The 26,484-nt window shown below is 60.4% G+C and carries 19 protein-coding genes and 2 pseudogenes; 6 read left to right on the top strand and 15 right to left on the bottom strand.

The features are described from left to right. Positions 1 to 152: 152 nt before the first annotated feature. Together HMI57_RS13780 and HMI57_RS13775 are read left to right on the top strand one after the other, a co-directional pair. Positions 153 to 599, top strand: a pseudogene (locus HMI57_RS13780) (universal stress protein); the annotation flags it as partial. A 151-nt stretch (positions 600 to 750) separates the two neighbouring features. Further along, the gene (locus HMI57_RS13775; RefSeq protein WP_171586577.1) at positions 751 to 1,806 is read left to right on the top strand and encodes a zinc-dependent alcohol dehydrogenase family protein; all 1,056 of its coding nucleotides are present in this window, start codon (positions 751 to 753) and stop codon (positions 1,804 to 1,806) included. Here HMI57_RS13775 and HMI57_RS13770 read toward each other — a convergent pair. From HMI57_RS13770 to HMI57_RS19585, 6 genes and pseudogenes are all read right to left on the bottom strand, one after another. Further along, positions 1,796 to 4,609, bottom strand: coding sequence for a cation-transporting P-type ATPase (locus HMI57_RS13770; RefSeq protein WP_171586576.1), 2,814 nt, complete (start codon positions 4,607 to 4,609; stop codon positions 1,796 to 1,798). The two genes, HMI57_RS13775 and HMI57_RS13770, sit on opposite strands and share 11 nt — an antisense overlap. A gap of 225 nt (positions 4,610 to 4,834) precedes the next feature. Beyond that, on the bottom strand, positions 4,835 to 5,221 hold the full coding sequence (locus HMI57_RS13765) for a DUF1622 domain-containing protein (protein WP_171586575.1): 387 nt from the start codon (positions 5,219 to 5,221) through the stop codon (positions 4,835 to 4,837). A 346-nt stretch (positions 5,222 to 5,567) separates the two neighbouring features. Further along, positions 5,568 to 5,825 (bottom strand): annotated as a pseudogene (locus HMI57_RS13760) (transposase); the annotation flags it as partial. A gap of 97 nt (positions 5,826 to 5,922) precedes the next feature. Then, positions 5,923 to 6,714, bottom strand: coding sequence for a hypothetical protein (locus HMI57_RS13755; RefSeq protein ID WP_171586574.1), 792 nt, complete (start codon positions 6,712 to 6,714; stop codon positions 5,923 to 5,925). Then, positions 6,711 to 7,691 (bottom strand): hypothetical protein, encoded by a 981-nt coding sequence (locus tag HMI57_RS18880; RefSeq protein WP_216607483.1) that lies wholly within the window; start codon positions 7,689 to 7,691, stop codon positions 6,711 to 6,713. The genes HMI57_RS13755 and HMI57_RS18880 overlap by 4 nt, the downstream gene beginning before the upstream one ends. 949 nt (positions 7,692 to 8,640) lie before the next feature. After that, on the bottom strand, positions 8,641 to 8,838 hold the full coding sequence (locus tag HMI57_RS19585; RefSeq protein WP_346655215.1) for a hypothetical protein: 198 nt from the start codon (positions 8,836 to 8,838) through the stop codon (positions 8,641 to 8,643). A 616-nt stretch (positions 8,839 to 9,454) separates the two neighbouring features. On the opposite strand from HMI57_RS19585, the gene HMI57_RS13745 reads away from it, so the two are divergent. Further along, positions 9,455 to 10,810 (top strand): M23 family metallopeptidase, encoded by a 1,356-nt coding sequence (locus HMI57_RS13745; RefSeq protein WP_228721120.1) that lies wholly within the window; start codon positions 9,455 to 9,457, stop codon positions 10,808 to 10,810. Between the two features lie 325 nt (positions 10,811 to 11,135). Here HMI57_RS13745 and cydD read toward each other — a convergent pair whose 3' ends face one another. From cydD to HMI57_RS13720, 5 genes are all read right to left on the bottom strand, one after another. Beyond that, complete coding sequence (gene cydD, locus HMI57_RS13740; RefSeq protein WP_171586572.1) at positions 11,136 to 14,591, bottom strand: thiol reductant ABC exporter subunit CydD; 3,456 nt, start codon at positions 14,589 to 14,591, stop codon at positions 11,136 to 11,138. Next, positions 14,588 to 15,607, bottom strand: a complete 1,020-nt coding sequence (cydB, locus tag HMI57_RS13735; RefSeq protein ID WP_171586571.1) for a cytochrome d ubiquinol oxidase subunit II — start codon at positions 15,605 to 15,607, stop codon at positions 14,588 to 14,590. The genes cydD and cydB overlap by 4 nt, the downstream gene beginning before the upstream one ends. Positions 15,608 to 15,660: 53 nt before the next feature. Next, on the bottom strand, positions 15,661 to 17,256 hold the full coding sequence (locus HMI57_RS13730; protein ID WP_171586570.1) for a cytochrome ubiquinol oxidase subunit I: 1,596 nt from the start codon (positions 17,254 to 17,256) through the stop codon (positions 15,661 to 15,663). Positions 17,257 to 17,949: 693 nt separating this feature from the next. Next, entirely contained in the window at positions 17,950 to 18,258 is a 309-nt protein-coding gene (locus HMI57_RS18875) for a hypothetical protein (protein ID WP_216607482.1), read from the bottom strand. Between the two features lie 11 nt (positions 18,259 to 18,269). Next, the gene (locus tag HMI57_RS13720; protein ID WP_171586569.1) at positions 18,270 to 19,004 is read right to left on the bottom strand and encodes a hypothetical protein; all 735 of its coding nucleotides are present in this window, start codon (positions 19,002 to 19,004) and stop codon (positions 18,270 to 18,272) included. 1,007 nt (positions 19,005 to 20,011) lie between these two features. Between HMI57_RS13720 and HMI57_RS13715 the strand changes: the two genes are divergently transcribed. Then, entirely contained in the window at positions 20,012 to 20,683 is a 672-nt protein-coding gene (locus tag HMI57_RS13715; protein WP_171586568.1) for a DUF305 domain-containing protein, read from the top strand. Positions 20,684 to 21,287: 604 nt separating this feature from the next. Here HMI57_RS13715 and HMI57_RS13710 read toward each other — a convergent pair. Then, a complete protein-coding gene (locus tag HMI57_RS13710; RefSeq protein WP_171586567.1) occupies positions 21,288 to 21,515 on the bottom strand; it encodes a hypothetical protein in 228 nt (75 codons plus the stop codon). Positions 21,516 to 21,606: 91 nt separating this feature from the next. Here HMI57_RS13710 and lgt point away from each other — a divergent pair, with 91 nt between their 5' ends. Further along, positions 21,607 to 22,530: a prolipoprotein diacylglyceryl transferase gene (gene lgt / locus HMI57_RS13705; protein WP_171586566.1), complete on the top strand. Its 924-nt coding sequence runs from the start codon at positions 21,607 to 21,609 to the stop codon at positions 22,528 to 22,530. 126 nt (positions 22,531 to 22,656) lie between these two features. Further along, entirely contained in the window at positions 22,657 to 23,127 is a 471-nt protein-coding gene (locus tag HMI57_RS13700; RefSeq protein ID WP_171586565.1) for a DUF3093 domain-containing protein, read from the top strand. 5 nt (positions 23,128 to 23,132) lie between these two features. Here HMI57_RS13700 and HMI57_RS13695 read toward each other — a convergent pair whose 3' ends face one another. The 3 genes from HMI57_RS13695 to mobC are packed head-to-tail and all read right to left on the bottom strand — an operon-like array spanning position 23,133 to position 25,901. Continuing rightward, positions 23,133 to 23,888 (bottom strand): hypothetical protein, encoded by a 756-nt coding sequence (locus tag HMI57_RS13695; protein WP_171586564.1) that lies wholly within the window; start codon positions 23,886 to 23,888, stop codon positions 23,133 to 23,135. 10 nt (positions 23,889 to 23,898) lie between these two features. Further along, positions 23,899 to 25,473, bottom strand: a complete 1,575-nt coding sequence (locus tag HMI57_RS13690; RefSeq protein ID WP_216607480.1) for a relaxase/mobilization nuclease domain-containing protein — start codon at positions 25,471 to 25,473, stop codon at positions 23,899 to 23,901. A gap of 32 nt (positions 25,474 to 25,505) precedes the next feature. Next, positions 25,506 to 25,901 carry a plasmid mobilization relaxosome protein MobC gene (mobC, locus tag HMI57_RS13685; protein WP_171586562.1) on the bottom strand — a complete coding sequence of 132 codons (396 nt, stop codon included), beginning with the start codon at positions 25,899 to 25,901 and terminating at the stop codon, positions 25,506 to 25,508. Positions 25,902 to 26,484 lie beyond the last annotated feature (583 nt).

The raw sequence follows: 26,484 nt of genomic DNA, 5'->3' as shown, positions 1-26,484 counted from the left end.
GAAAATTCAATCGTGGAGCCGAAGCCGAAGTGCGCAATCCTGCACACGTCTTTGAACCACTAATTGGCGGCCAGGTTCACTTGCGCGGCGCCGTATTCACTGAGGTCATTTCCAACAGGTAATCGTGCGGCTGGAATCGGCATGAGAGACTCATGAAAACTGGACAAGCAGAATCTGACCGGACGGTGGAGCTAATGAGCAGCGAAGGCAGATTCAGGATCGCAGTTGGGGTGGACGGCTCGCCCGAGTCACAGTCCGCGCTCGAATGGGCTGTCGAGGAAGCTCGTCTCCGACACGGACAAGTGCGGGCTGTTACCGCCTGGGCATATCCGACGGCTGGGCTGCAAGGGCTGATTATGGATCCTGATATTTTCGAGTCCGCTGCCCGGAGACTGCAGAGCGACGCCCTAAAGGCAGTGGACACCGAAGATGTGCAAATGACCGGTGACGTTATTCAGGGGGCCGCAGCATTCGTCCTCCTCCACACCTCCCAGGACGCGGATCTTCTCGTCGTCGGTTCCCGCGGCTACGGAGGATTCAAGGGACTGCTGTTAGGGTCAGTATCCACACACGTAGTTCACCACGCAGCCTGTGCCGTCCTCGTCGTTAGGGCCGAACCCGGGGCCCCGCAGATCAATAACAACGGTGGCGCTGTGATCGGAGGGATACACTCGGCGCAACTCCTGGAAACAGTGACGCCGCCGAATGCAGCTCTCAAGCGAGAGCGCTCGGCCAGTCGAAGGAATATCGATGAAAGCGCTTGTTTATCGCGGTCCGGGGCAAAAGTCCTGGGAAGACGTACCCGAACCCAGAATTCAGCAGCCCACCGACATCATCGTGAAAATCGCGACCACGACCATTTGCGGCACCGATCTGCACATTCTCAAGGGCGATGTTCCGGCGGTTGAACGCGGGCGCATCCTCGGTCATGAGGGTGTCGGCACAATCAGTGAAATCGGGTCTGCGGTCACGAGTCTCGCGATCGGCGACAGCGTGATCATCTCGTGTATCTCCGCCTGCGGGCACTGCGACTACTGCAAGCAGGGAGTCTTCTCCCATTGCCTGGGCGAAGAGGGCACGTCCGGAGTGGGCTGGATCCTCGGGCACCTCATCGATGGGACCCAGGCCGAATTCGTGCGCGTTCCCTACGCAGAAACGTCCGTGTACAAGATCCCGGACGGCGTCACCCCCCAGGAAGGAACCCTGCTGTCCGACATCCTGCCCACCGGCCACGAGATCGGTGTGCAGTACGGGGCAGTCAAGCCCGGTGACGTGGTCGCGGTGGTCGGCGCGGGCCCCGTCGGACTCGCCGCGATCACCACCGCGCAGCTTTACGGGCCGGCCCGCGTCATCGCGATCGACGTCGACCGCAACCGGATGGAGCAGGCACGACTGTTCGGCGCCACGGACGGCATCGTATCGACGGACGACGACTGGAAGGACCAGGTGATGGCACTCACCGACGGCCTCGGCGTCGACGTTGCCATCGAAGCCGTGGGAATACCCGAGACGTTCGCCATGGTCCTGGATATCGTCAGGCCCGCCGGCCACGTCGCTAACGCGGGCGTGCACGGGCGGGGTGTGGATCTCCCCTTGGACAGGCTGTGGATCTCGAACATCACCATCACCACGGGGCTGGTGAACACCAACACCACCGGCACGTTACTGAAGCTCGTCGCGCAGAAAAAGCTGCCTGTCGACCAGTTCGTCAGTCACTCGTTCAAGCTCGACGAGATAGAACAGGCCTACGACATATTCTCTCGCGCTGCAGAGACCAAAGCCCTCAAGGTGATGCTCAACGCCTGAGCTTCCCACCGGATAGAGCACGTCGCGGCCCTTTCGTCGCCCTCGAACCGGGGACGGGAAGGGGGTCAGGCGGAGTTGCTGACTGGGGGTGGCGTGACCGCATGATCGCCTTGCGGATCTCCTCGGCCCACAGCACGGTCGACCCGACGAGCAATGCCACACCCCACTGGGCCGAACTGAGTGTGGTGGTGTCGAAGAACGCCTGCAGTACGTCGAGGTTGACGACGAGTACCTGCAGCACCACCACTGCCAGCAGCGCCACCCAGATGCTGCGGTTGGTGAAGGTCTGCAGTGAGAACACCGTGCCGGTTTCCGAGCGCACGTTCAGCAGGTTGAAGATCTGGAAGAAGACAAAGGTGGTGAACGCAAGAGTCGTCCCGAGCAGTGGGTCGGTGGAACTGCCAGGAAACATGGTGGGTGCCAGGACGAGGACGGTGATCGTCCCTGCCGCCATGACGACGCCCACCCCCAGGATCCGCAGCAGCCGGTCCCGGGTCAGCAACGGTTCATCGGCCGGCCGAGGTTTCTGTTTCATGCTGTCCGGTTCGGCCGGGTCGAGGCCCAGGGCGAGAGCGGGCGGACCGTCCATGATGATGTTGACCCACAGAATCTGTAAAGCCGTGAACGGGACACCGCCGGCCACGCCGAGTACTCCGGCGGTGAGGAAGATCAGCACGAAACCCCAGGCCGTGGTCAGCTGGAACTTGACGAACTTGATGATGTTGGCGTAGATTCCCCGTCCCTCCTGGACGGCGGAGATGATCGTGGCGAAATTGTCGTCCGTGAGGATCATTTTCGCCGCACCCTTGGACACATCTGTTCCGGTGATGCCCATGGCAATCCCGATATCGGCCTGCTTCAGTGCGGGCGCGTCATTGACGCCGTCGCCGGTCATGGCGACGACGTTGCCCTCCTGCTGCAGGGCTTTGATCACGCGGATCTTGTGTTCGGGTGCCACCCGGGCGAGCACCCCGAATCCCGCGGCACGCCGGTTGAGCTCGGCGTCATCCAGTTCATCGAGTTCGACGCCGGATGCGGCATCGCCGGGGATGCCCAGTTGCCGTGCGATGGAGGACGCTGTGGCCAGGTGGTCCCCGGTGATCATGTGAACGGCGATCCCGGCGGAATGGGCAGTGGCGATGGCGGCGGCCGCCTCGGGCCGGGGCGGGTCCACGATGCCGATGACGGCGTAGAGGGTCAGCTGGTCCGCGGCGGCACGCAGAGCGTCGTCGTCGGTGGGCAGGTCGCCGTCCAGCCGGCGTCCGGCGGTCATCAATGTGCGCAGGCCGTCTGCTGCCATCGTCTGGACAACCTGATGGACCGCCGTCCGTCCCTCGCTCGTCAGGGGAACAATGCCATCGGCGGTGAGGATCGAATCGGCTCGCTCCAGAAGGGCGCCCGGTGCTCCCTTGGCGAAGCATCGGAACCTGGCCGGGCTACTGTCACCCTTGGTGAAGTCCTGATCGTGGAAGGTGGCCATGAACTTGTAATCGGAATCGAACGGCACTTCAGCCAGCCGGGGATGATTCTCCCGAAGAGCCTCGACGTCGATTCCTCCTTTCCCTGCCAGCGCCACGAGGGCACCTTCGGTCGGGTCACCCACGAGCTTGCCGTCCCGGATGGTGGCATCGTTACACAGAGCCATGGCCACCAGGGCATCGGACAGAACGGGCAACGGCTGACTGTCACCGCTGAGGATTCGTCCTTCTGTCGAGTACCCCTCGCCGGTGATACGGAATGAACGCCCCATGATGTGCAGGCGCCGCGCCGTCATCTCGTTCATGGTGAGGGTGCCGGTCTTGTCGGTGGCGATATGGGTGGTGCTACCCAACGTTTCCACGGCGGAGAGCTGCTTGATGATCGCGCCGCGGCTCGCCAGGCGGGAGGCGCCCATCGCAAGGGTGAAGGCGACCACTGCGGTCAGCCCTTCGGGGATGGTGGCTACGGCGAGTGACACAGCGGTGATGAGTAGCTCGGACCAGGGCTGCCCACGGATGAGGCCCAGGACAAAGACGACGCCCACGACCACAAGTGCCACGAGGGTCAGCAGTTGGGCGAGCTGATCGATCCGTCTCTGGAGCGGGGTCTTCGCCTGCCCAGCGCCTGCGAGCAGTGTCGCTATGCCGCCGATCTCGGTGTCCATGCCGGTGCCCGTGACGACCATGACAGCTCGCCCACGGCTGACGTCCGTATTCATGAACAGCATGTTGGTCCGGTCCCCGATCGGCAACGCTGGATCGTCGAGGACCGCGCCGGTCTTCTCCGTCGGCTGGGATTCGCCGGTAAGAGCCGCCTCAGCTACCTGCAGCCGCGCCGCCTCCAGGAGCCGCCCATCCGCCGGGATGGTTTCCCCTGCCTCGAGCAGCACAACGTCCCCGGGTACCAGATCCTTATTGGACACTTCCTCCTCGCGGCCGTTCCGCCGGACCCGAGAGGTATCCACCGACATCGTCCGCAAGGCCGCGAGGCTGTTCTCCGCACGGCTCTCCTGGACGTAATTGAGCAGAGTATTCAGCAGGATCACCAGAAGAATGACCACCGGTGTCTCCCATTCCCGTGACACGACGGCGCTCACCACCGCGGCGACGACGAGTACGAGAATCATCTTGTCCCCGAGTAAGCGCAGGATCCTCTTCCAGACCGGCACCCTCACGTCGTCCGCGAGTACGTTCCATCCGACCCTGGCCCGTCGGGCGTCCACCTCCGCTGTCGTCAGTCCCACGGAAGGATCTACTTCCAGATCAGTTGCAGTTTCGGCAGCCGAGCGAGTATGCCAGCCTTTCTTGGTGACATCGGAACCCATCGGGAATCCTCCTCCGCAGCAGTACTGGAACAGTCGCCCCACGCTCAGGTTATCGGTCCAGCAGCAAGGAGCTGGGTCGGAGGGCTGGTCCGGGGGCGATCCCGCCGGGAAACACTCCTAATCTGAGGGACTACCACCAGTTGATGCCGTGACGACAAAGAAGGGCAGCCGTGCGGCAGCTCAGTGCGCCCTTCGTGTGCAATCGTTTGTTATATCGGAGGGAGGTCAGGGGCCTGGGGTTCGTTTAGGTGCTTGGTCGGTAGCTTGAGACTTTTGCCACGGCCATTTGCCGGTGATTTCGAGTTCAAGCGAGAAGCTGAGGAATGTTCGGATCAAGACGATTAGACCCAGCACTCCGACTGATTCGTACGTGGGGGTTACGGCAACGGTCCGAATGATGTCCGCTGCTACCAGTAGCTCAAGGCCGAGAAGGATGGATCTACCTAGTCTTCGTCGGTAAGTCTCGTATGTCCTGTGTCCTTCGGTTTTCCGCCGTCGTAGAAGGGCGCCAGCGGCGATAAGACTAGCGACAACGATGCCGATGACTATCGCGGCAACGCCTGCAGCATCGACCGCCTTACCGATTCCTTCCATCACTTCCTGAAATGCCACTTTGCAATTCCTGCCTTGTTGGAGGGGCCGAGCCGAAGCTGACATCGTACAAGGGCGCTGCCCAGGGAGGAGATGCTGACGGTGAGAATTCCGGCCACGGCTAGGATCGCGATTCCGACATTTCGGTTTGTCCGAGCCCGGTCCACGAATCGGGCTCGGCACGCGTAGTGACGAAACAATTTGGGCGCCCGTAAGCCAGTGAGGATGTAGGTGGCACCACCTGCTGGGTTTGAGTCACCGTAAGCCTGACGCGATTTTGCTGTCCTTCGACCGATTGGTCGACCTGGTGGGTGGTGCTAACGCATGCGAATGGCTCGGTGGCGTGACCTCACAGCGCCTCTGTGTGTCAATCGGCGGTCTTTTCGGCGTGGTGGTGGTTGTGCAGAATCTGTCGGTAGAGGACGTTGGAGAGGCGTCGTTTGAGTGCTCGGCGGGCTTCGCGGGGCGATTTTCCTTCACTGATTTTCTTGAGGTAGTAGTCCCGGCCTGGCCCGGGGTCGCGGCTCTGACAGACAGCCATGGTGTGCAGCACGGAGTTCAGTTGCCGGTTACCTCCGGTGTTGAGTCTGTGCCGGTTGTGGTTGCCGCTGGAGGCCTCCAACGGCGCAGTGCCAGCAGCTCAACGGTTTCGTCAAATGGTATCCCTGTCGTTGTAGTCAGCTGGGGTCGTCCTTCGCCGGTTGCTGATTGGCGGCGAGGGTCTACCGTGCCGGCGGCTGCGCCACGTGTGTGCGGATCAGCTGGGCGAATCGCGCAGGGTTGGTAGGCGACTCGAATGTGCTGAGCTGGTTGCGTTGTCCTTGAATTACCAAGCCGTGTAACACTCTTGCGGCAGTCTTTCTCGTGCCCTTCGAGACTGCCTCCGGGTCCGATAACCGCCAGGCACCCAAAGCTTCTCTATGCTCGTGCCGGATCTCGAAGAGAGTGCAGAGGTCGTAGACGTCCTTCGGTGCAGATCGGGTGGTCGTAGCCAACGCCTTCATGACGACGGCGACTTCGAGGTTGGGGATGGGCACGGTGAACTGCAGAACGTCGCCGTCGGACAGCTGCGCCGTGACGTCGAGCATCAGCGGATCCGATGCCAAGGCGAGGCCGAGACCGGGGATCGCGTCGAAGGTGCGTCCTCCGAGTTCCTGCTGCCGCGACCCGGCGGCTTGCAAGGGCACGAGGAGGTCAATCTCGACGGCGTCGTCGTCTTCACCTCGCACGTAGTGTGCTCCAGAAGTGGGTGTGTAGTCCTTTGAGAGGAGGACCTCATGCAGCTTCATGCCGGCGGCCACCGGTTCAGGGATGCCTCCATCTGCGTCGGAGGTTCCGCGGACGGCAGCCTGTTCGGTGGGGTAGACGCAGAGCAGGAGCTGGACCATGTGTCCACCGACGACCCGGTAGTCGGTACCCTCGGCGGCGGTAGCTAGGTCGGCGAGGGCTCGGTATCCGTTGTCTGCGGCCGTGGAAAATGAATGGACGGTGATGGGTTGGTTGGAAGCCGTCATCTGTGAAGCATGTCAGGCAGGTCGATGATCGTCCGTCTAACATGACTGGCGGCTTCTGGCGCATCGGGCCCGGTCTCGCGCAGCAGGTCCCAGAGGACTACGACTGGATCGGCGGTCGGCAGCGACCGGGACTTTCCGATGGCAGCGGTTCCCCACAGGGTCTTGTCGGCGGGGATCGTGGCGACCAGTGTCGCCTCCTCCGGGGTCGCCGGGCTGAAGCCGACGCCCGTAAAATCGACGGCCTGCCTGAGGTAGATACGAGTCTTCGCTGGATGGCGCCACGGTGCGATGAGGTCGGCGGCCATGTCGCCTGATAGAAGGGGCTCTGCTTCCAACTCTTGCGCGATCGTTATTGCCTGCCGTGCCTGGCTAGGAACTGGATCGAGACCGTACCAGTAGCTGGTCAGTCCTCCGGGCCCTGGGTAGGTCTCCAACCAGTGTTCGATGAGCTTTTCGCGGTCCGGAGCACTCCACCCGTCGTTCCGGCCGAAGTGCACCAGCTTTCCTAGTGTCTTCAACGCCTTGGATGTGGCCTGCTGGCTCATACCGGCTGCGGCGGCAATCTCTACCTGGCGGACCGGCTCGCCGCTGAGCACGAGTATGCGTTCAGCGGCGAGCCGACCCCACGGCTTCGGGCCGCGGGGCGCGGTGCTTGGGGTTGCCGGGTTGACTGTCGTCAGCAGGGGTTCCCCGTCGAGAATGACGGTCGGCGGCTTGAGCACGATGAGGTCGATGGCCCCCTCGAAGGCGGCCTCCCTGATGGCAGAACTCGCGGTTTGGACAATGTAAAGGTGGGGGCCTCCGTGGTTGTGATTCCGGAGAACACTGGGGGAGGGGCTTCTGAGCATCACCTTCACCTGGGCCACCCGGTTTGTCCCGTCCGGCAATGTCATCGCTAGATCCGCGAGTCCACCCCCGTCGATTCTGACGCCGGCCTCACGCAGGAGGATGAGGGCCGCATCGAACTCGTTCGTCATCTACACCCTTCCTGATTCATCCGTCAAACAACTATAGATGCGTGGGGGCGCCAATAGTTGTAGGCGCTCCGGGCCCCACGCATCATGTCCTACGAAGGTTGTGCCATCACCGGGCCAGGCATCTACCGAACTCGTGCTCTCTACGATTTAGGCGGGAGGTTGCACTCCTGTTATCGACACCGGAGTTGGACTGCAGGTGCTGATCATGGGTAGTACCCGCTGAAAAATGCAACTATCTTCCAGCGTCAAATACTGTCGATACGTGCCCTGACTAGGCGATTTATTTTGCCGATAATTTACCTTATGTCAACTTAGGTTGACATAAGATAGCTCCCCATTGCCTCTTAGCGCTCCAGTCCCCCTCGTTCGATGGTCCGGCCTCTGGCCGGACTTGCTCTAGAGGTTCTACCTACGGTTGGTTTGGAGTTCAGTGCCGCCCTGGGGGATATTCCTTGGTGCCTGTCAACGATCAGGCGGGCGTTCACGGTCTCACGGTCGGGATGATTTTCCAGGCTTTTGGCGAGCTTTTGACGCCGCTCGGGTGAACCATAGGCTGGCTCCTCTGAGGTATTGGACCGTGCCCGGTACTCCCGGTTCGCGCCGACCATCGCTGCACCGGCCACTAATTCGTCGCAGCGAACTGCGGAAGCGTTGAAGCGTTCGACTTCAGCCCTCATCAACGATCCCTTCCAGCGGACGGCCCTGTCCCACAAACCGGTCTGGTGGCTGAACCATACTGATCCCCACAGGAAAGTCCACGCGGCACCAAACGGGCCATTCAAAAAGTGCAGCTAGGACGGTCACACCCCACTAAATCGCACCGAACACCTTTGCCTGCCGCACGCACACCCGGATAAGAACCTATTTTCATAGCCACACGGGAAAATACTTGCGGTGTTTAGCTGCCATAGACTTTGAAGATACCGTCGGCTATCGACCGCAACCGGTTTTACTTCGACCGGGTCTCACCTTTGATTGGGACGGCGAGATGATCCGGAGACGTATCGGGATCCTTAGCCTGAAACTGCCGTTCAGCCGAGGCCTGGGCTTCACGCTCGGCCCGATCAGCGCCAAAAATGGCCCTCATTGCAAAGTAAAAGATAACCCCGACAGCTACCGAGGGCAAAAGAACCGCTACATATTCCACTCACTCAGTGTAGTACGAAGCCAATCGGAGCAGATGGCATGGAAGAAAAAAGTCAAGGCCTCCAGTAGGAAATTCCAATAGCGCCGCCCTGTGATGCTGGTCGTGGTTTTCCTAAACGATGGCCATGTAGTTAGATTTGTCGGTCACCAAGAGAAGGCAATCCCATAGGGACAAGGGCAAACTTCATCGACGATTCGATGCGGACCTCTAGGTCTAGCCATGCATGGCATTTGGCTATGGAACCGCACTAAAGTGGAGTCCACGCTGACTTTTTATCTCCTGCCGCGGGAACACTCGTGCCGACCCTTCACCGCCACTCGATTTGAGCGATTCCGACTGCAAGACGTTACTGGTGCCCTCTACCTGATGATGTGCCAAAAATACGCCGGGTCGCATGGACCGCCCCTCTGCACCATGTTTATCAGTGTTCTGCAGAGCCATACCCGTGCGGCGAGGGTGCATCCGGGCACTCATAGACCCTCATGCGTTGCTTTAGGGTTAGGTGGTAACCCGCGAAGAAAGAGTACTTATGCATGATGTAAATCCTCAGCCGATCTCACCGGCTCGAATCTCGGCGGGGACTGGGTGGGTCGCCGGCGCTTCAATGGTGCTTGTCATGACCTTGGTCCTGGGCACCAGCGGACCAGTTTTCGCCGATGAGCTGGATGAGCGCAATAGGGCCCTTAAAGATGAAACTGCCGAAGTCCAGCAATCAATGGACTTCTTGGATGCCGACATCGCAGAAACCATGGCGCAGCTGCGAGTCCACCAAGATGAACTCCCCGCTGTGCAACAGTCTCTAACCGATGCCCAAGGTAAGGTGACGGCCGCTGCCGGTGAAGTGGCCACTCTGACCCAGCGCGTGGATCTTGCACAAAAAACTAAGAACACCATCACTGAACAGCTTAAGCAGGATCAAGAGAAGATGGCCGGCAATCGCGAGATTATCGGCCAAATTGCTAGCCAAGCGTATAAAGGCGGTGGTTTGCCCTCCGGTATTTCGTTGTTAATCGGTGATGAGGGCCCAGATGACCTCACTTATTCGGTCGAGATGTTGAATCAGGCGTTCCGTAACCAGAACGCCGCTGTATACCGGTTGTCACAACAAGACGCCATCAACGTCAATTCCGCGGAACGGCTCCGGGCCGTTGAGGATGAAATCCTCAACTTACAAACTCAATCCGAAGCTGCCCTTGCATCTGAACAAAAGGCTCGCGACGAGGCCGCAGTAGAGAAGGCGAAGGCCGATGATTTGATTGCTGACACGACCGCCCTTTCCGAAAAGCTCAAAGCCCAGAAACCGATTGTCCAAGCTCAGCTGGCCGCGATTGACGCAGAGCAGCAACAGGTCATTGCCGACATTGCCGAACGACAGCGCAGGCTGCTGGAAGAGGCCCGCCTGCGCGAGCAGGCGCGGTTGAAGGCGCAAGCCGAGGAGCGAGCACGGATCGAAGATGAGCGCCGCGCCGCTGAAGCCGCGGCGGCGAACCGTCCGGCTCCAGCGCCAGTTCCTGTGCAGCCGGCCGACCCCATAGTCGCGGGAAATCCATCAACATTCGGGCTGAGTCAACCCGTCAACGGCCCCATCACCTCAACTTTTGGTTATCGTCCCACACCGGCAGGGACCATCGACTGGGCTGGCGCGGGAGGATATGCGCATACCGGAATCGATTACGGTGTGGGGTGTGGAACTCCAATTTACGCACCCGCATCTGGCGAAGTCTGGTTCGCCGACTCTGGTGTCCTGAACGGGGCGGGGGTTCGCGTGGTACTAAATCATGGAGTCGACCAAGGAAACGCTCTGGTCACCAACTACTATCATCTGGAAAGCTTTGCGGTCTCCCCCGGCCAGCAGGTTAGCGCTGGAGAGCTCATTGCCTATGTGGGCACCTCAGGTAACTCAAGCGGCTGCCACCTGCACTTCGAAACCCAACTTAACGGTTCTCTGGTCGACCCGATGAGTCTATTTTAGAGAATCGGCGAGGACGAACAAGCACCCTTACCGCAATGCCATTTTTCCTGGCTTGGCAGCCTGTCTCTCTGTGTCCTTTCCCCAAAAAGCAAGGAAGATCTCCGGACTCCCACAGCTTCGTCGAGATTCCATGCCGATTAGCACCCCCTGATGATCCCACCGAGTTCTGCTCGTCCTACCTGTCCATGCTTGTCGGGTGAAAGGCGCAGTGCTGTTAGCTACCGCAATACCCTGACGGGCCGCTTGTAGCGGATCTTGCCACTCCTGACCAGATCAGTAAGTACTCTGAAGGTCTAGTCCACACCCCACGTTGTAGCCGCCATCGTCAACGAGCATTGGCGATCTTCATCTTTGTCGATTTATGGCGGAGACTGGTCTCTTGTCTCCGTCCCAGCTTCAAATCCATCTGACACATTGACGCCTCGTCCTGATCGTGGGTCACCATCACCACGAATTTGTCGGCCAATCCTTCGCGCAGATCCGCCAGCAAATGGTGCGACGCCAACTGATCAAGGTGTGCTGTCGGTTCGTCGAGGAGGACGACGTCGGCTCTGGTCAGCAAGGCTCGCGCCACGGCGAGGCGTTGCTTCTGCCCTCCTGAAAGCCAGGTACCTCCCGGTCCTATCTGGGTGTCCAACCCGGCAGGCAGGGCCTGTACGAAATCATCTAGCCTGGACCGAGATAGAGCGGCCGTGAGCTCAGCCTCGGACGGCGGGTCGGTTGGAGTGCGCGCTAGGGCGAGGTTGGCTCGTATGCTGGACTGGAACAGGTGAGCTTCCTGGGGGCACCACGCAACGCGAGGCGCGCTGCTGCCGCCCGCCATGCCCGACGCGGCAGCGCCGAGGGGTTCACCGTTAATGAGGTAGCTACCCCCGCTGAGCGGGAGGAACCCGAGTAGAGCCCCCAGCAGCGTCGATTTGCCACTCCCCGACGGCCCTGTCACAGCTAGCCATTCACCGCGCGTGAGGTTCAGGGATACGTCCGAGAACGCAGGCGCCGACTGTCCGGGGTACGTGTAGGAAGCACCCCGGAGTTCCAGCGAATCAACGACGGTCTCGAGTGATCTGTCGGCAATGGTGCTTTGGGACCCCAGATCGGGCAGGACCCTGTCGCCGACCGCACGCCATGCACCGAACTGGTGGACAGCTGTATTGACCGCGATGAACGGCTCGATCAGGGCAAGCTGCATCAAGATGACGACTGCGGCGGCCGCTGGGCTCACACCGCTGGCTAAGCCGACCATGGCCAGAGCCCCCAATGAGCATGTCGCAACGGTCAACGCGTTGCCTAATCCCTGTGCCCAGGCGCTGTGGTCAAGTTTGGCTGACAACCCGGTTTCCAGCCGACGGATATGTAAGCGCAGCATGTCTGCCGCGGAGTTGGCGATCAGATCCGGTGCGGCAGCGAGCATCCGTGAGGTGGTATCCAGGATCTCCGCCTTGAGGCCCACCGTCGCGCGCCGCCCAGCGCGGTCTGCTGCGAGGACCAGCAGAGGGGAGACGATCAGGCACACCGCAACGAGTGCTATCTGCCACTGCATCCCGGCCGGGAGCATCAACGCCGTGGTAATGCATGCGGCAATTCCGGTTAGGATCCCCACGGCTGGGACGAACAAGGCGCGGGGTGAAAGGTCGCGCAACTCGTCAACGTCTCCGACGAGTTGTTCAAGCACCTTGCCGCCCCGGGCAAGTGTCCGCCAGGCGGCGGGCCGTTCGAGCAACCCATTCCATAGCCTCAGCCGCAGTGCGTTGGTGCTTATGAAGACGGCGTCGTGTAGTCGGAGACGCTCACAGTAGCGCAACACCGACCGTCCGATGCCGAAGAACCGCACTCCAACAATTGCCGTCAATAGAAAAAGAATGGGAACTTGCTCGGAAGCCCGGACAATCATCCATCCCGAGACTGCTGTCAGGGCAACGGCAAATAAGGTGGCGCCAGCGCCGAAGAGGAGCGCCGAAACGAACCCTCGTTGCCAGGGTTGCAACAGTGCAATCCGCTGCCACACCGTGATCCTGGCCGGTGGGGCCGGACGATTGCGGGCTGGGGTGAGAGGCCCGTCGACGCAGTCGGTAAGGGCCTCGGGGGGCGCTACTACACCTACGGCTGGCCCCGATCCGCCGTCGCACCCGTCAGCGGAGCCACCAACCATCCTGATCGTCTGGTCGGCGATCGAAGCAGTCTTGGGGTTGTGCGTAACCAGCAAGACGGTGGTGTGCTCCCGCAACCGCAAAAAGGCTGATTGGATGGACCGCGCAGCGAGATCATCCAGGTGGGCGGTTGGCTCATCGGCAAGGAGTAGCCTGATGTCGGCATGGGCAATCCGCGCAAGAGCACGAGCGACCGCTACTCGTCGCAGCTCCCCCGGGCTCAGGTCACCGCTGGTCGAATCCAGCAGGTCCAACGCATCTACCTCGGTCAAGGCAACTCGAGCCGCCTGCCGCTGGTCGTCCGGGTCCTCCAGTCCTGCGTACAGACCGATCTCGTCAATAACCGTGGTCATGGTCAGCACAGGATGCTGCGGGATCCAGGCAATCTGGTCCCGTTTAATCCCGTTGATGGATCCGGATACCCGCATGCCAGCTCCATCTCCGCGCAGCCCCGCCAACACTTCAAGGACCGAGGTTTTACCTGACCCGCTGGGGCCAGTGAGGGCAGTGATCGTGCCAAACGGCAGGGTGAGGTCGAATCCTGTGACCACGTCGGGGGTTCTCCCTGCGTACCCGATGGTGATCTCACTAGCGGTAATCGCGGCGTGTTCGCCGCACGTGTCGCCGGGCGGGTCCGTGTCTGGCAGCAGCATCCGGACGGGTGGGGCAGCGGTAACCTGGCGGGATCGCTCGAGCGCGTCGAGGCCGTCCTCGCTGGCGTGGTGAGCGGCGCCGAGATCACGGAGCGGCTGGTAGCAGTCCGGGGCAAGGATCAGCGCCAGCAGGCCGATCTCGAGTGTCAGGTCACCGCCAATGAGCCGCACCCCAATCACCACTGCGACGAGGGCGACAGAGATGGTGGCGATCAGTTCAAGGGCTAACGAGGAGAGAAAGGCGACCCTAAGGGTTCCCATGGTCTTGACTCGGTATTGTTCGGCAATGTCCCGGAGGGCTCTGGTCTGGGTGCCCGCCCGGCCTAGCCCTACCAGGACCGGCAGTCCGCGGGACAGTTCAAAAAGGTGGTCGGAGAGCCGGTTCAGCGACGCTGACGCCTCCTGGACCTTGTCCTGCGTGTGCAGGCCGATCAGGATCATGAACACGGGGATCAGTGGCACGGTCACGATGATGACGACGGCGCTGAGCCAGTCTGCGGCGAGGATGCGCGCACCGATCAGCAGCGGAACAACGGCACAGGTGACCAGGGCGGGCAGGTACTTGGTGTAGTAGTCGTCCAGGCCGTCGAGCCCGCGAGTGACCAGTACGCTCAGCGCGCCGGTCCCGGCGTCGGCCGAAATGCCGCCGTCGTTCATCACGCGGGTGGTAATCGCGGTTCGCAGCTCTTCCTTGGAGCCGGCCGCGGCCCACTGGGCAACGGTTTCCTGCCACCAGGTGGCCAGCGCCCGGAGGATCGCTCCGGCGATACCCGGAAGGAGGACCGCCGACCAGTCGATGCCACCGCCAGTGGGGGAAACACCTGTAACAGAAGTAACTGTGTCAGAAGCGGCGAGGGAAGCAATGCCATCCGCCACGGCCTGGGCCATCAGGACCAGGCCTGCGGCCTTCAGCGCGGCGAGAAAGCCGAGCAGGTAAAGGGCGCGTTTGCCGGCCGCGCCAACCGGTAGCGCGAGTTTCACTGTGCTGTTATGGCGTGGGCGGCTGGGATCTGGCTCCGGCTGACCCGTTGGCGGAACACCCAGTAGGTCCAGCCTTGGTAGACGAGCACGCCGGGCAACCCGACGAGGGCGACGACGCTCATCACGCTGAGCGTGTAGCCAGAGGATGATGCGTTGGAGACCGTGAGGTCGAAGGCCGCGTCCAGGGTCGATGGAAGGACCACGGGGAACGCGGCCGTGAAGATTGTGGTGGTGCCAGCGGCGAGGAAGACAGCCATCCCCACGAAACTCCACCCGTCCCGGCGCCGGCGGGCCATGGCCCAGGCGGCGACAGCGCCAATCACGGCGATCACCAGCGTCAGCAAAGTGGTGGTTTCCCCTCCGGCGGCGTGCATCGCGATCGCCCAGGCGGCCATCGGCAGCAACCCCAGGGGTAGCCATCTGAGGAACTGGCGCCGGGCTCGGTCGCGAATGTCGCCGTCGGTCTTCAACACCAGGAACCCGAGGGCATGGACAAGGCTGAACAGGACGACAGCCGATCCGCCGAGGACTGCGTAGCCGTTGAACCAGGCGAAGGCTCCCCCTTCCCGGTCGCCATTGGCGTTGATGGGAAGCCCCGTCGTGGTTAGCGCTAGTGCCGCGCCAATCCCGAAGGCTGACACCAGCGACCCAAGGGCGATGGCCCAGTCCCAGCGGTTGCGCCACGCCTCTGTGTCGCCTTTCCCCCGGTATTCGAAGCCGACGGCACGGAAAATCAGTCCCATCAGGACCAGCAGCAGGGGCAGGTAGAGGGTGGAGAACAGCGACGCATACCAGAGAGGGAAGGCAGCAAAGGTCGCGGCGCCGGCCGTGATGAGCCATACCTCGTTGCCGTCCCAGACCGGTCCGACAGTGTTCAGCAGCACCCGGCGGTCCCGGTCGGTGTGAGCGAACAGTTTCATCAGCATGCCGACGCCGAGATCGAACCCTTCCAGGAGCAAGTATCCGGTCCAGAGGTACGCGATGATGACGAACCACAAGGTGGGGAGGAATTCCATCTCAAATCTCCAAACGTTCGGGCGGGGCCGGGATCGCAGTGGGACGCAGGGGGTTAGTAGGCGAAGGCCAGCACATCGCCGCCGCCCTTGTTGGTGGGAGCGTCCCCGCCCGCGGGATCGTCATCGTCGGCGCCGTGTTGAGGGACGAGTTCAGGCATGGCCGAGGGGACCCCACCGCGCACGTACCGGACCAGTAGCTTCACCTCGACCACCAGCAACACGCTGTAGACGGCGGTGAAGGCGATGAGCGACGTCGCGAGTTCGGCGGTCGAAACGCCCGGCGACACAGCCGCTGCGGTGAACATGAACACGTTGTCGATACCGTTGGGATCGGGGTTGGGTGCCACCACGAACGGCTGCCGCCCCATCTCGGTGAAGATCCAACCGGCGGCGTTGGCCCCGAAGGGCGCGAGGATCCCGAAGACAGCGAGCTGCATCAACCGTTTCGATCGGGGGACGGTGCCCCGGCGGGTCAGGAAGAGTGCCACCGCCGCTGCAAACGCGGCGACAGCGCCGAAGGTGATCATCATCCGAAACCCCCAGTAGGTCACCTCCATCACCGGGACATAGTCGATCTCCATTCCGGCGCGTTCCCCATACATCGGATCATCCGGCAGGTTCGTTCCGTACTGGGCCTGATATTGCGGCACCAGGGAATTAACCCCTTGGACTTCGGTGGTGAAGTCGCCGTTTGCCATGAAGGAGAGCATCCCTGGGACTTCGACCACCGCGACAATGTCATCGCAGTCCTGCGAACCGAGATTTCCTACCGACAGGACCGAGAATCCGGTCCCATCGTGGCAGGCTGCTTCCGCTGCGGCCATCTTCATGGGCTGCTGTTCAAACATCAGTTTTGCCTGCAGGTCTCCGGTGACGGCAACACCGGCGAACGACACGACGGCGACGACGGCGCCGATCCGGAGGGAGCGGAGCCAGACCTGGTGGTCGGCAGTATCCCGTCCCGTACCCTCGACGCTACCGACCAGGACGCTGCCGTCTGGTCCGATCGTGTCGATTCCGTCGCGGCGACGCTTCCACAGGTGATACCAGCTGATCCCCAGCAGGAATCCGCCCGCCACGGAGAAGGCTCCGAGGATGGTGTGCGGGAAAGCGACTAACAGGGTGTTGTTGGTCAGAACAGCCCAGATGTCGACCAGGACCGGGCGGCCATCGACCATTTCCACTCCGACCGGATGTTGCATCCAGGAGTTTGCGGCGAGGATGAAATACGCCGACATGATCGAGGCGAGGCTCGCGCCCCAGATGGTGGCCAAATGAAGTTTTCTGGGGAGCCGGTCCCAGCCGAAGATCCAGAGCCCGAGGAACACCGACTCAACGAAGAACGCGAGGAGTGCTTCCATGGCCAGCGGTGCACCAAACACATCGCCGACGAACCGGGAGTATTCGCTCCACGCCATCCCGAACTGGAACTCCTGAACCAAACCGGTGGCAACTCCCATGATGAAGTTGATCAGGAACAGCTTCCCCCAGAACTTGGTCATCCGCAGATACTGGGCCTTCCCGGTCCGTACCCACATGGTCTGCATCATGGCGACCAGCAGCCCCAGGCCAATAGTGAGGGGCACCATCAAAAAGTGGTAGACGGTGGTGATGCCGAATTGCCAACGGGCAAGCTCCAGGGCTTCCATACAACTTCCTTTGAACCATTTGAGGGTGTGAGCCCACCGACCCAGTTGTTCTACACGGCGTAGAAGAGTTCACTTCTACACAGTGTAGAACAGGGGGGTGGGATCCAAAAATATGGTTTCCAATCCTCACACTATTTCTCCGCGTAGGCCCTCACCACAACGGATTCATTCACCAAGCAGGCCCTCCTAAATGCCGGTAAGTAAATAGGGCATTGGAATAGATCTAGTAGCGAAATGAGGGTCTGAGCGCTCGGCATAGTCGGCAGAATAAACGGTGCGCTGAACAGGTCACCGGATCGTGTGGCAACAGAAGCCGCGAACAAGCCGGCACTAGCATCCAGGCCCCAACTGCAGGGTATGGGTGCCCGTGGACGGGGTTCAGATCGGGCCAAAGGGGCAGCCCACACTTGTAAGTGAGCCTGCCGAAAGCAACTCTGCCAGAGCAGCAGATAGCTTTACCGGACACTGCCCCGTTGCTCTGGAAGAACGGGAAGGCATTCTACTTGTGACGAGCTCCCGGTCGGAATAGACGCAGTCTCGTAATAGGGCGACCTCACGGCACGACAGTCGCTGGGCCTGTCGTCAGCCTAATCTAGCCCGATCAATGCTGATCTTATGTACTGCGGCAGCTCCATCGCCCATGCGTAGCGGGTGAATACCTGCAAGCAGCGGGCTATGTCGTCCGCCTCGAGCTCAGGATTCTGCAGCCCTTTTTGCTGACTCAGCAGCGTGTCCCTTTGTGTCCTTTTCCTCGGTGAAGGGCAGGGGACTCTCCGGCCCATCGATAGGTGCCACGTCCGTCGCTGCCAGTTCTTCCCGGTACCGGACCCGGCGTATCCGTTTGGCCATCGAGCGCATCAACAGAATCATCGCAATGACCATTGCTAACGTCATAATGAATCCAAGAAGACCTGGCGTTACTTGACTCGGATCCAGACCAGGCCGCAGCTGGCTGTCGTCCGGGACCAGAACCGGCAGGACAGCAAAGTGGTTGATCATCATGGTTCCTCAATTCATTTGTCGGGCTTCCCCGTGGAGGTAGGCGAAGGATTATCCATGCGGTTTGTCCGGCCCGGCAACTGCCGGGCCAAACGCGAACGGGACCAACCGGCCGCAACGACCGCAACGACCATCGCGACAAAAGCCGTTACCCCTAACCAGAGCCAGAGCCCCGGCTCAACCACCCCCGTGGTTGGGGATTCACGAAACAACACCGGCCACCAGAACCACGTCGTGATACCCACCCAGATTAGAGCCGCAATCCCGGCCGGCCACATGAACGACTGCCGACCAGTACGTCTACCGTTGTTCGATAATGCCACGGCCAGAAGGGCTATCCCGACCATGGTCAGGATCGGCCCCCAGGACTGAAACTGCGCCAGCAGAGCTCCGACAAGAATCATCAGCGAAGCTACAAGAATTGCTCGGCGGTATTTCAAGGGCATACGTACCTGGGATGTCAAAGCGGCCGCCAAAATGGCGGACCTCAGAGTCCCTTCTGTGCGGGCATCCCTGTCAGACGTCAACGGCCGAGCGGATTTATCAGCCCTGACCGCCCTAATGTCTATACCGTCTATGCGCACCACTGGAAGTTTTACGTCGGTTGTCCCGCCGGCTGGATCGGTGGCACTGACTTTGACTAGATTCACGTGTTCGTAGGGTGCCAACTCTGTGAGTAAGCGTTCCGTTATCTCCCGGAGGTGTTGAGCTTCGTGGTTACCTTCAGTGTAAAGAAGTTCAATATGCACGTTCTACTTTTCTCCTTTAACCCATCTACGCTGACCCGTGTCAACAACGTGCCGTGCGACATTGTGGGTAGCGACGGGCTGCCGCACTGCGCCCTTCCCTACGGACCGGTTGGACTCATTACCCGGTCCAATAAAATTTTGGAGCATAAGCCTACCGAGCACCCGTGTCAGGAAACCGAAACAGCAGCGTTCTAAAGTGACAAGTAAAAGGCCGCCGAACACGTCGAACCGGAGGGCCCAGCGTCCTACCTGGACCACAGGAGGAAGCAGCATTTCCGCTCTGATCATATCTCGGCGCCCAGGGGATATGATCAAAGCGGGGACCCTATGGTGTCGCCACTCATCGCTTCAGACTCGGCTCCGGTGATTAAGGAAGGAAGGCAAGATGCTTCAGTTCGCCGCACTTAGCCTTTTGCCTTCGCGTCGGACTCCGGGGTGGAGCTTACACATTCTTATCCTGCTGGTCGGGGTGCTGGTCATGCACCTGTGGATCAGTCCTAGTTCGGATGATGCGGCCCTGTCGGCATATGACGTGCCAATCGTGTCTGCCGCCGAAGTAGCGTTCTTCGACGCTACTAGGTCAACCTCAGCCCTCACCAGCCCAACCGGCATTATAGATGCGACACCCGCAACAGTCACCGGCACTTCAGTAGACCGTCAGGAATTGCCCAGCACCTCGCCGTGCGTAAGTACGTGCCCGACCGATCATTCGATGATCACCGCGATCTGCCTGATTGCGTTCCTGGTGATCGGAGCCTTCAGTTTTCTTTGGCTCCGCCGAGCCCTGATTGTCATCGGGACCAGCTGGCGTGGCCCACCACCTCTGACGCTCATCCTCCGCTGCAGACCACAAACAGTTTCTTTGGTTCGGCTCTCGATTAGTCGTACATAAAATGCGGGAGATCTCCTCGATCTCCTGCATCCTGTCTTGCACATCACCCCTCGTGGCGTGTAGGACGACGACTGATCCAGAATTTTTGAACCTACTTCTTAAGGACTGTTATTTGATGAAGCACCGTTATGCAACACTGACTGCCCTCTCAGCCGCTGCAGTCATCACCCTCTCCGCCTGCGGGTCCTCTTCCGGAGGCATGGGTGGGATGGATATGGGCGAAGATAGTTCCACCACAACCGCTCCGAGTTCCGGCGCGCCAGCTGATGCAACTCCCAGCAGGTCAGCGGACGCAGCAGCGGTGGCCGAACACAACGACGCCGATGTTATGTTCGCGCAAATGATGCTGCCGCATCACCAGCAGGCCGTGGAAATGAGCGACATGCTTTTGGAAAAGGAAGACATTGATCCGGCCGTAATGGATCTCGCAACACGCGTTAAGGAAGCTCAGGAACCGGAGATCCAACAGCTCACCGGCTGGCTGGAAGGCTGGGACGAACCTCTGGAAATGACCGATGCAGACATGGAAAGCATGGACTCCAGTATGGGTTCGATGAACGGCATGATGGGCGAAGAGGACATGGGAGCTCTGGAAGCCGCAGAAGGCATCGAAGCAGAAACGATGTTCCTTGAATCCATGACCGAACACCACAACGGCGCAGTGGACATGGCTCAGCAGGAAATCGAGGAAGGGATGTTCCCTGACGCGATTGCAATGGCCGAAACCATCGTGGAAACACAGCAGGCAGAAATTGAGGAAATGACTGCTCTTCTCGAGCAGCGCTAGCCCGATTTGTTGGGGGCGGGTGAAGCAATTTACGACTTCACCCGCCTAGTCCGCACCTCGGCTTCCGGCCGTTACCGGCAACCCGAATAAATATCAGGTGTTGTCTCTCCCCAATTATTTGTGCTCTTACGCGGATCTCACCGCCCTGGTTGCCCGGCCATGAATCCCTTAAAGTCCTACAAAGCCCGTAGCGATGGCAAACCAAAATGAATCGGAAATCGTCTGTGTCTTCTGTCCTCTCACGTCGCACCCCTCAGCCTGTCTGGGTCCGCAGACCTGTAATGGTCGGCGCTGGCCTCACAACGGTTTTTATGACAGTTATCGCCGGGGCACCATTCCTTGGGATGGTGTTCGGTCGTGGGCGGACCCCGTACATGGGGGCGCCTTGAGCGCGGTCCTCGCGCTGAGCAGGATAACCGGTCTCGCCGCCTTGCAGGGCACTGTTGGGCTTCGTGTATTGCCTGGGGGTGGGCCTTCCTGTTGTCTTGGTCGCCCCGTTACCCGGCTACCTTCGAGTGGCCTAAGTGCAACTTTCTCGAAATCATCCGAACGCTCCGGAACGATCGGTGCCTCCAGTGAAAGGTCAGTTATGTCATCAGCTCACTCATCGGAAGAATTCCGTCGCCTGTATCAGCGCCAACGCCGCAAGATACGTCTGGGTCAGGTGCTCATGGTCCTTGGCATCGTCGTAGGTGTCATCCATGTCATCGCTCACCTTGCCCCGCCCGGACAGCAGCCAAGTGGTTTGGTGGATCTTGCAGTCGGATACCCGGCTGCGGCCCTGCTGATCATTATTGGTGCCGTCCTGGCCGGACAGAAAACGAATTAGCATGACGAAAATACAACCAGAATTGGTGTCGAGCCAGCGCGTTCGTCATGCTGCTTCTAGCGCAAAAGCTCCTCGCCCCTTACCGGAATAGGTCATGAATATTTTAGCTGAACCCTCCTCCTACTTTCCTTCTCCGACTATCAGCGCTGTCCAACTGGGTCCGGTTTCCATCAACTTTTATGCGCTGTGCATCCTTGCAGGCATCATCGTCGCCTGCTGGTTGACGGATAGGCGTCTCACTCAGCGCGGCGGACAGCCCGGACAGGTTCTAGATGTGGTGCTGTGGGCTATTCCCTTCGGAATTATCGGGGGAAGGCTCTACCACGTCATCACCGACTACCAGTTGTACTTCGCGCCGGGAAGAGACCCCTGGGATGCACTGCGTATCTGGAACGGCGGTCTCGGGATTTGGGGTGCCATCGCTTTAGGCGCCCTAGGCGCCTATATTGGTTGCCGCCGGAACGGTGTGCGTTTCAGCGCGTTCGCCGACTCCGTAGCCCCGGGACTGCTCATCGCTCAAGGGATCGGCAGATGGGGAAATTGGTTCAACAACGAACTCTACGGTGACCCATCAACCCTGCCATGGGCCGTACAGATCTATCAAATGGACCTATCTGCAGGGCGGGCAGCCCTCGACACTGCAGGGAACCCAATTGTTCTCGGATACTTCGAACCAACGTTCCTATACGAATCCCTCTGGTCCTTGGCCGCGGCAGGAGTGCTTCTCCTAATAGATCGACGGTTCAAACCCGGGGCGGGAGCGGTCTTCGCGCTCTACGTGGCTTTCTACACCGCGGGCAGATTCTTCTTCGAACTCATGCGCTCCGACTACGCGAACACCATCCTCGGGCTGCGCGTCAACACCTGGGTATCCGGGATACTCCTCATCGCCGGCACAGTCACATTCCTGGCCCTCCGTAGCCGACCCCCCTCCACCGTTCCTCGAGTACACGGCCCTGAAAATGAAAATGGGGGATCCATCCCCCATGCGGGCACAGTAGACAAGGACACTCTGTAACCCAACAGACAATCCTGCAAAAGCCGTCTTCATGTCCGTCTTACTCAGCACCTCAGGCTCGCCGCTTCGACGACTCCACCGGTCAGATTTCATGGAACGGCCCCACGACAACCACGGGAAAATCCGATGCAAAAACGTTCCTCCAGCGCTGCCAAAGAACCGATCCTATATAAGGAGTCATTGCGACCAAACATCTGGATATGGATTCTCGCCACTGGGCTGTCATCCTTCGGGGCAATTGCCTTCGCACCAATTAATCCCACCGTAGGCGTCATCTCATCAATCGCTACCTTCCTCGCCTTAGGAACCACCCTCATCCTCTTCACGCCAAAAATCATCGTCACGCCAACAACTGTGCGAGTTGGACGGGCACGAATCGAGCGCACGTTCGTTGGAACAGTGACGGCCTATACCGGACAAGACGCAACCCACCAGCGCGGACCAGCGATGAACGGGCTTGCGTATCTTTGTATTCGAGGTTGGATCAGCGCAGTGGTAAAAATAGAGATCACTGATGATCAAGACCGGACACCCTACTGGCTTACCTCTTCCCGACACCCAGAAGAACTGGCCACTATCCTCAGCACTCCTGTCTGACCAAGTCAGCGTCCCAGACCGCCGCGCTCAATGATCCTTCCTATGGAAGGGGTTTTCATTTTCGAGGTCTTGCCCACTGTCGACTTGGAGTTCACTGCTGCGCTCGGTGGTGTTCCTTGGTGCCTGTCAGCGATCAGGCGGGCATTCACGGCTTCACGGTCGGGGTGGTTCTCTAGGCTTTTGGCGAGTTGCTGGCGGCGCTCCGGTGCGTCGTAGGCTGGCTCTGCTGAGTTGTTGGCCCGTGTCCGGTCTTCCCGGTTCGCGCCTGCCATCGCTGCTCCGGCTATTACTTCGTCGCCGCGCGCTGCGGCGACGTTGGACCGTTCGTTCTCGGCTTGCTGGCGTGCCGTTTGGGCTTGGGTGACGGCTGAGGAAATGTCTTGTTCAGTGGCTCCGGGGTTGTCTACGTCGATCCCGTAGCGGTCCTGCACCTGGTCCCTGATCGTTCCGGCGTGCTCGGCGGCAACCGGGTCATAGTCTTTCCACGCTTCTGCTGTTTCGTGGGCGCGTTCGATCATGTCCGGGGTGGCCTTGTCCCACCAGTCATCCCGGCTTACCGGGTCGAGCTGGGCGCGAGCTGCTGCCTGGGAGGCATTGAATCGATCCTGGAGCTCTCTGGCCCGCGCTTCTTCTGCCTGCTGGATGCTGCGCTGTTGCTCCTCACGCATCCTTGCTAGTTGCTCTCCAATGCGTGCCGCTGCCATCAGGCCGGCGCGGAACCCACCTTCTACTGCATCATCTATTCCGTCCGATTCGCTCATGAGCTATCCCCTATCTCTCAATCCCTCGTTGACGCTCTTGTTCTGGTCCGCGTGCTGGTGCAGCGTGTTCGGTGGGCTTCTGGCCGCGTGTAAGTGTCGCCGGTATCGGTGCGCCTTCGCGGGTGCGTTCGACAAACAGCCGTGCCCTCAGAGTTTCCTCATCCAGTCCAGGGTGGCGTTCGCGTAGCTTCTCGATCGTCATCCGTGCAGGCTGCGCGGACTTCATGGTCTGCCCTGGTGCGCTGGCTTCGACGGCCTTCGTCGCGGCAATTACTGACGCTGATAGGCCTCTGACCCGGTTGAGGTCTGCGGTGGCTTTGTGCATATCGTGAATGGCTTTCGCTGTGGCCGCGAGCTGGCGGAACATCAGCGCATAGGCGGCTCGGGGACTCCTGGAAGTCGCGGCCAGCAGGATCATCGTCGCTCCCCTGGCTGAGACTGCTCCGGCCTTTGGGGTGCTCGGCGGGTAGCGGCGTAGCTGGGCTGACTTCGCCAGCTCTCGCGACGCATCGGCTAGCGGGCCTGGGGTCTTTTCGATCCGCTTAGACCATGCGCCGAACGCTGCTGATGTTTCCCGCGCAGCGCTAGCCCACGTCTGATGATCGGTGTACGGGGTGGACGCTAGTATCTCGCGCAGCGCTCCTACTTCGTTGGCGTGCTTCTCCCATAGTTCAGCGCTTGGGGTTTCTGTCTCTCTCCCCGGTGCTACGACTCGCTTATTGCGTGCGGCGGCAGTCCACTCGGTGACGGCCTCAGTGGCGTTCTCCGGGGTGCTCTCCCATCCCTCGCGGAGCTTCGGCAAGCTCAGATCCCGGCCCATCGAGTTACCGCCGTACCAAACAGCGCGCTCTCCCCTGGCCGGGCGTTCGGCTACTGAGTAACCGGTCACTACATCGGAGCGGCCTGCCGCGAAACGTGGCCTAACCAGAAGACCTTCCTGCCGTGCGCGGCGCACAAACTCGGCCTCACTCACGGACGCTGTAGCGCAGCTTCGGACAGTCCGGGCGACGCTGTGGCGCTCTACTTCTGGTTTGCCCTGGCGTCGTGCCTTCTCCTGCTCGGCGGGGGTGAAACCTCGCTCGGCACGGATCGAACCTAACTCGTTGAGTCCGTACTTCTTCTCCAGCTCACGGGATACCTGCTGGGATTTGTACTTGGATTTCCAGTCGTTCCACTTCGTTCCATCGTCTCTCACCATTGAGGCCACAATGTGAACGTGGTCATTGCCATTCTTGCTCACGCCATGACGTACTGCCGCCCAGCGTGCCGGGGCTTTCCCGCTGTCGTCGGTGAATCCCATCGACTTCATGTAGTCGTTGGTGATATCTCCCCATTGCTGATCAGTGAGTTTGCCTTCTTCGGCGCTCAGAGATAGCGAACAATGAAAGACGTGCCCGCCCTCAACCTCTGTGCCGTAGAACTGCTTTGCACGGTCGAGGCTGTTGGCAATATCGAGGGCTGAATCTCGGTTGAGTTCGTTGTCGTCGTACCAAGCCATGAGTGCAGTATCCCCGGCCACAAGGTGCGGTTCTTCGTGTTCGTTGGCCCGGCCCGGTCCTGCGAGGTAAACCATGAGTCCGCTCATGCGATCACCCTGGGTGATGTTCGGTATCACGCCTACCGACCGGCCATCGTCGCCAGTAGGCGGTCTACCCGGTGAATGACACTCTTAGCGTGGGTGATGGACTCTGCCGCGTCCGCCGGGATTTCGCTGGTGGTGTTTGCGTGCCGTGCAACCTGGTTGATGTTGTTCGCAACCGTCCCGACGAGACGGGCAAGGTTGGAAAGCTCCATGAACTGGTTGCGCCGTTCGGACGGGGTTTCCCCTCCCTCGCTCAAAGCTGATTCAACTAACAGCCTGGCAACGGTTACGCGGTGCTTCTCCGCGATCTGCACTAACCGTGCTTCTTCCTCCGGGGTGACTTTGATGACGTGGCGGTGCATCCTGCCGCCCTCAACGTTGGCGCGGCGGCGGCGCGACTTCCAACTGGCAACCCCGTTGCTTTCACTCATCCGTCAAACCGCCCTTCAATGCCAGCGCAGCGAACCCGGTAAATCCGGGGACCACACTCCCAGTGTGCCGCACGCGACACCACGTGTCGAGGCGGGAAGCAACTTAGGGCACCTAAGTTCCCAGCTTGCTCGGTCTAAGTCTCCATCTGCTTTCAACCGGTGCCGTGTTTCCGGTTGGGGTGTAAAGGGCCTTTGGGACGCTTCGCGTCTGCATTGGATTGATCGGCTGCGCCGTTCCGTTTCGGCTGGTAAATGTACTGTCTGCCCTTCTCTTGGCAAGTCTCCGCCGGGCGCTTTCGCGGCATATCCTCACTCGCAAGCTCCCTCCGGTATTCCACGGTCTCCCAGCTCCCACTTGCCAATTCACTTCGCAGCCAAGTGATGACGGCGTTGCCGAAAGGAACGGTGGCAGGAATGACAAACAGGAGGACGCAACCAATGGCTCTCATCTCGCCTCAGAGCGTGGAACGTAAGTACGGCATCAGAACCGCTGACCTGGCACTGTGGCGGCAAGCCGGGCAGGGTCCGCAGTATTATCGAATTTCCGCCCGTCTAGTCCGATACGGAATGGACGATTTAGAGA

Source organism: Arthrobacter sp. 260 (assembly GCF_013116745.1).
Taxonomy (GTDB): Bacteria; Actinomycetota; Actinomycetes; order Actinomycetales; family Micrococcaceae; genus Arthrobacter_D.
This window is presented reverse-complemented; position numbering and strand designations above follow the sequence as displayed.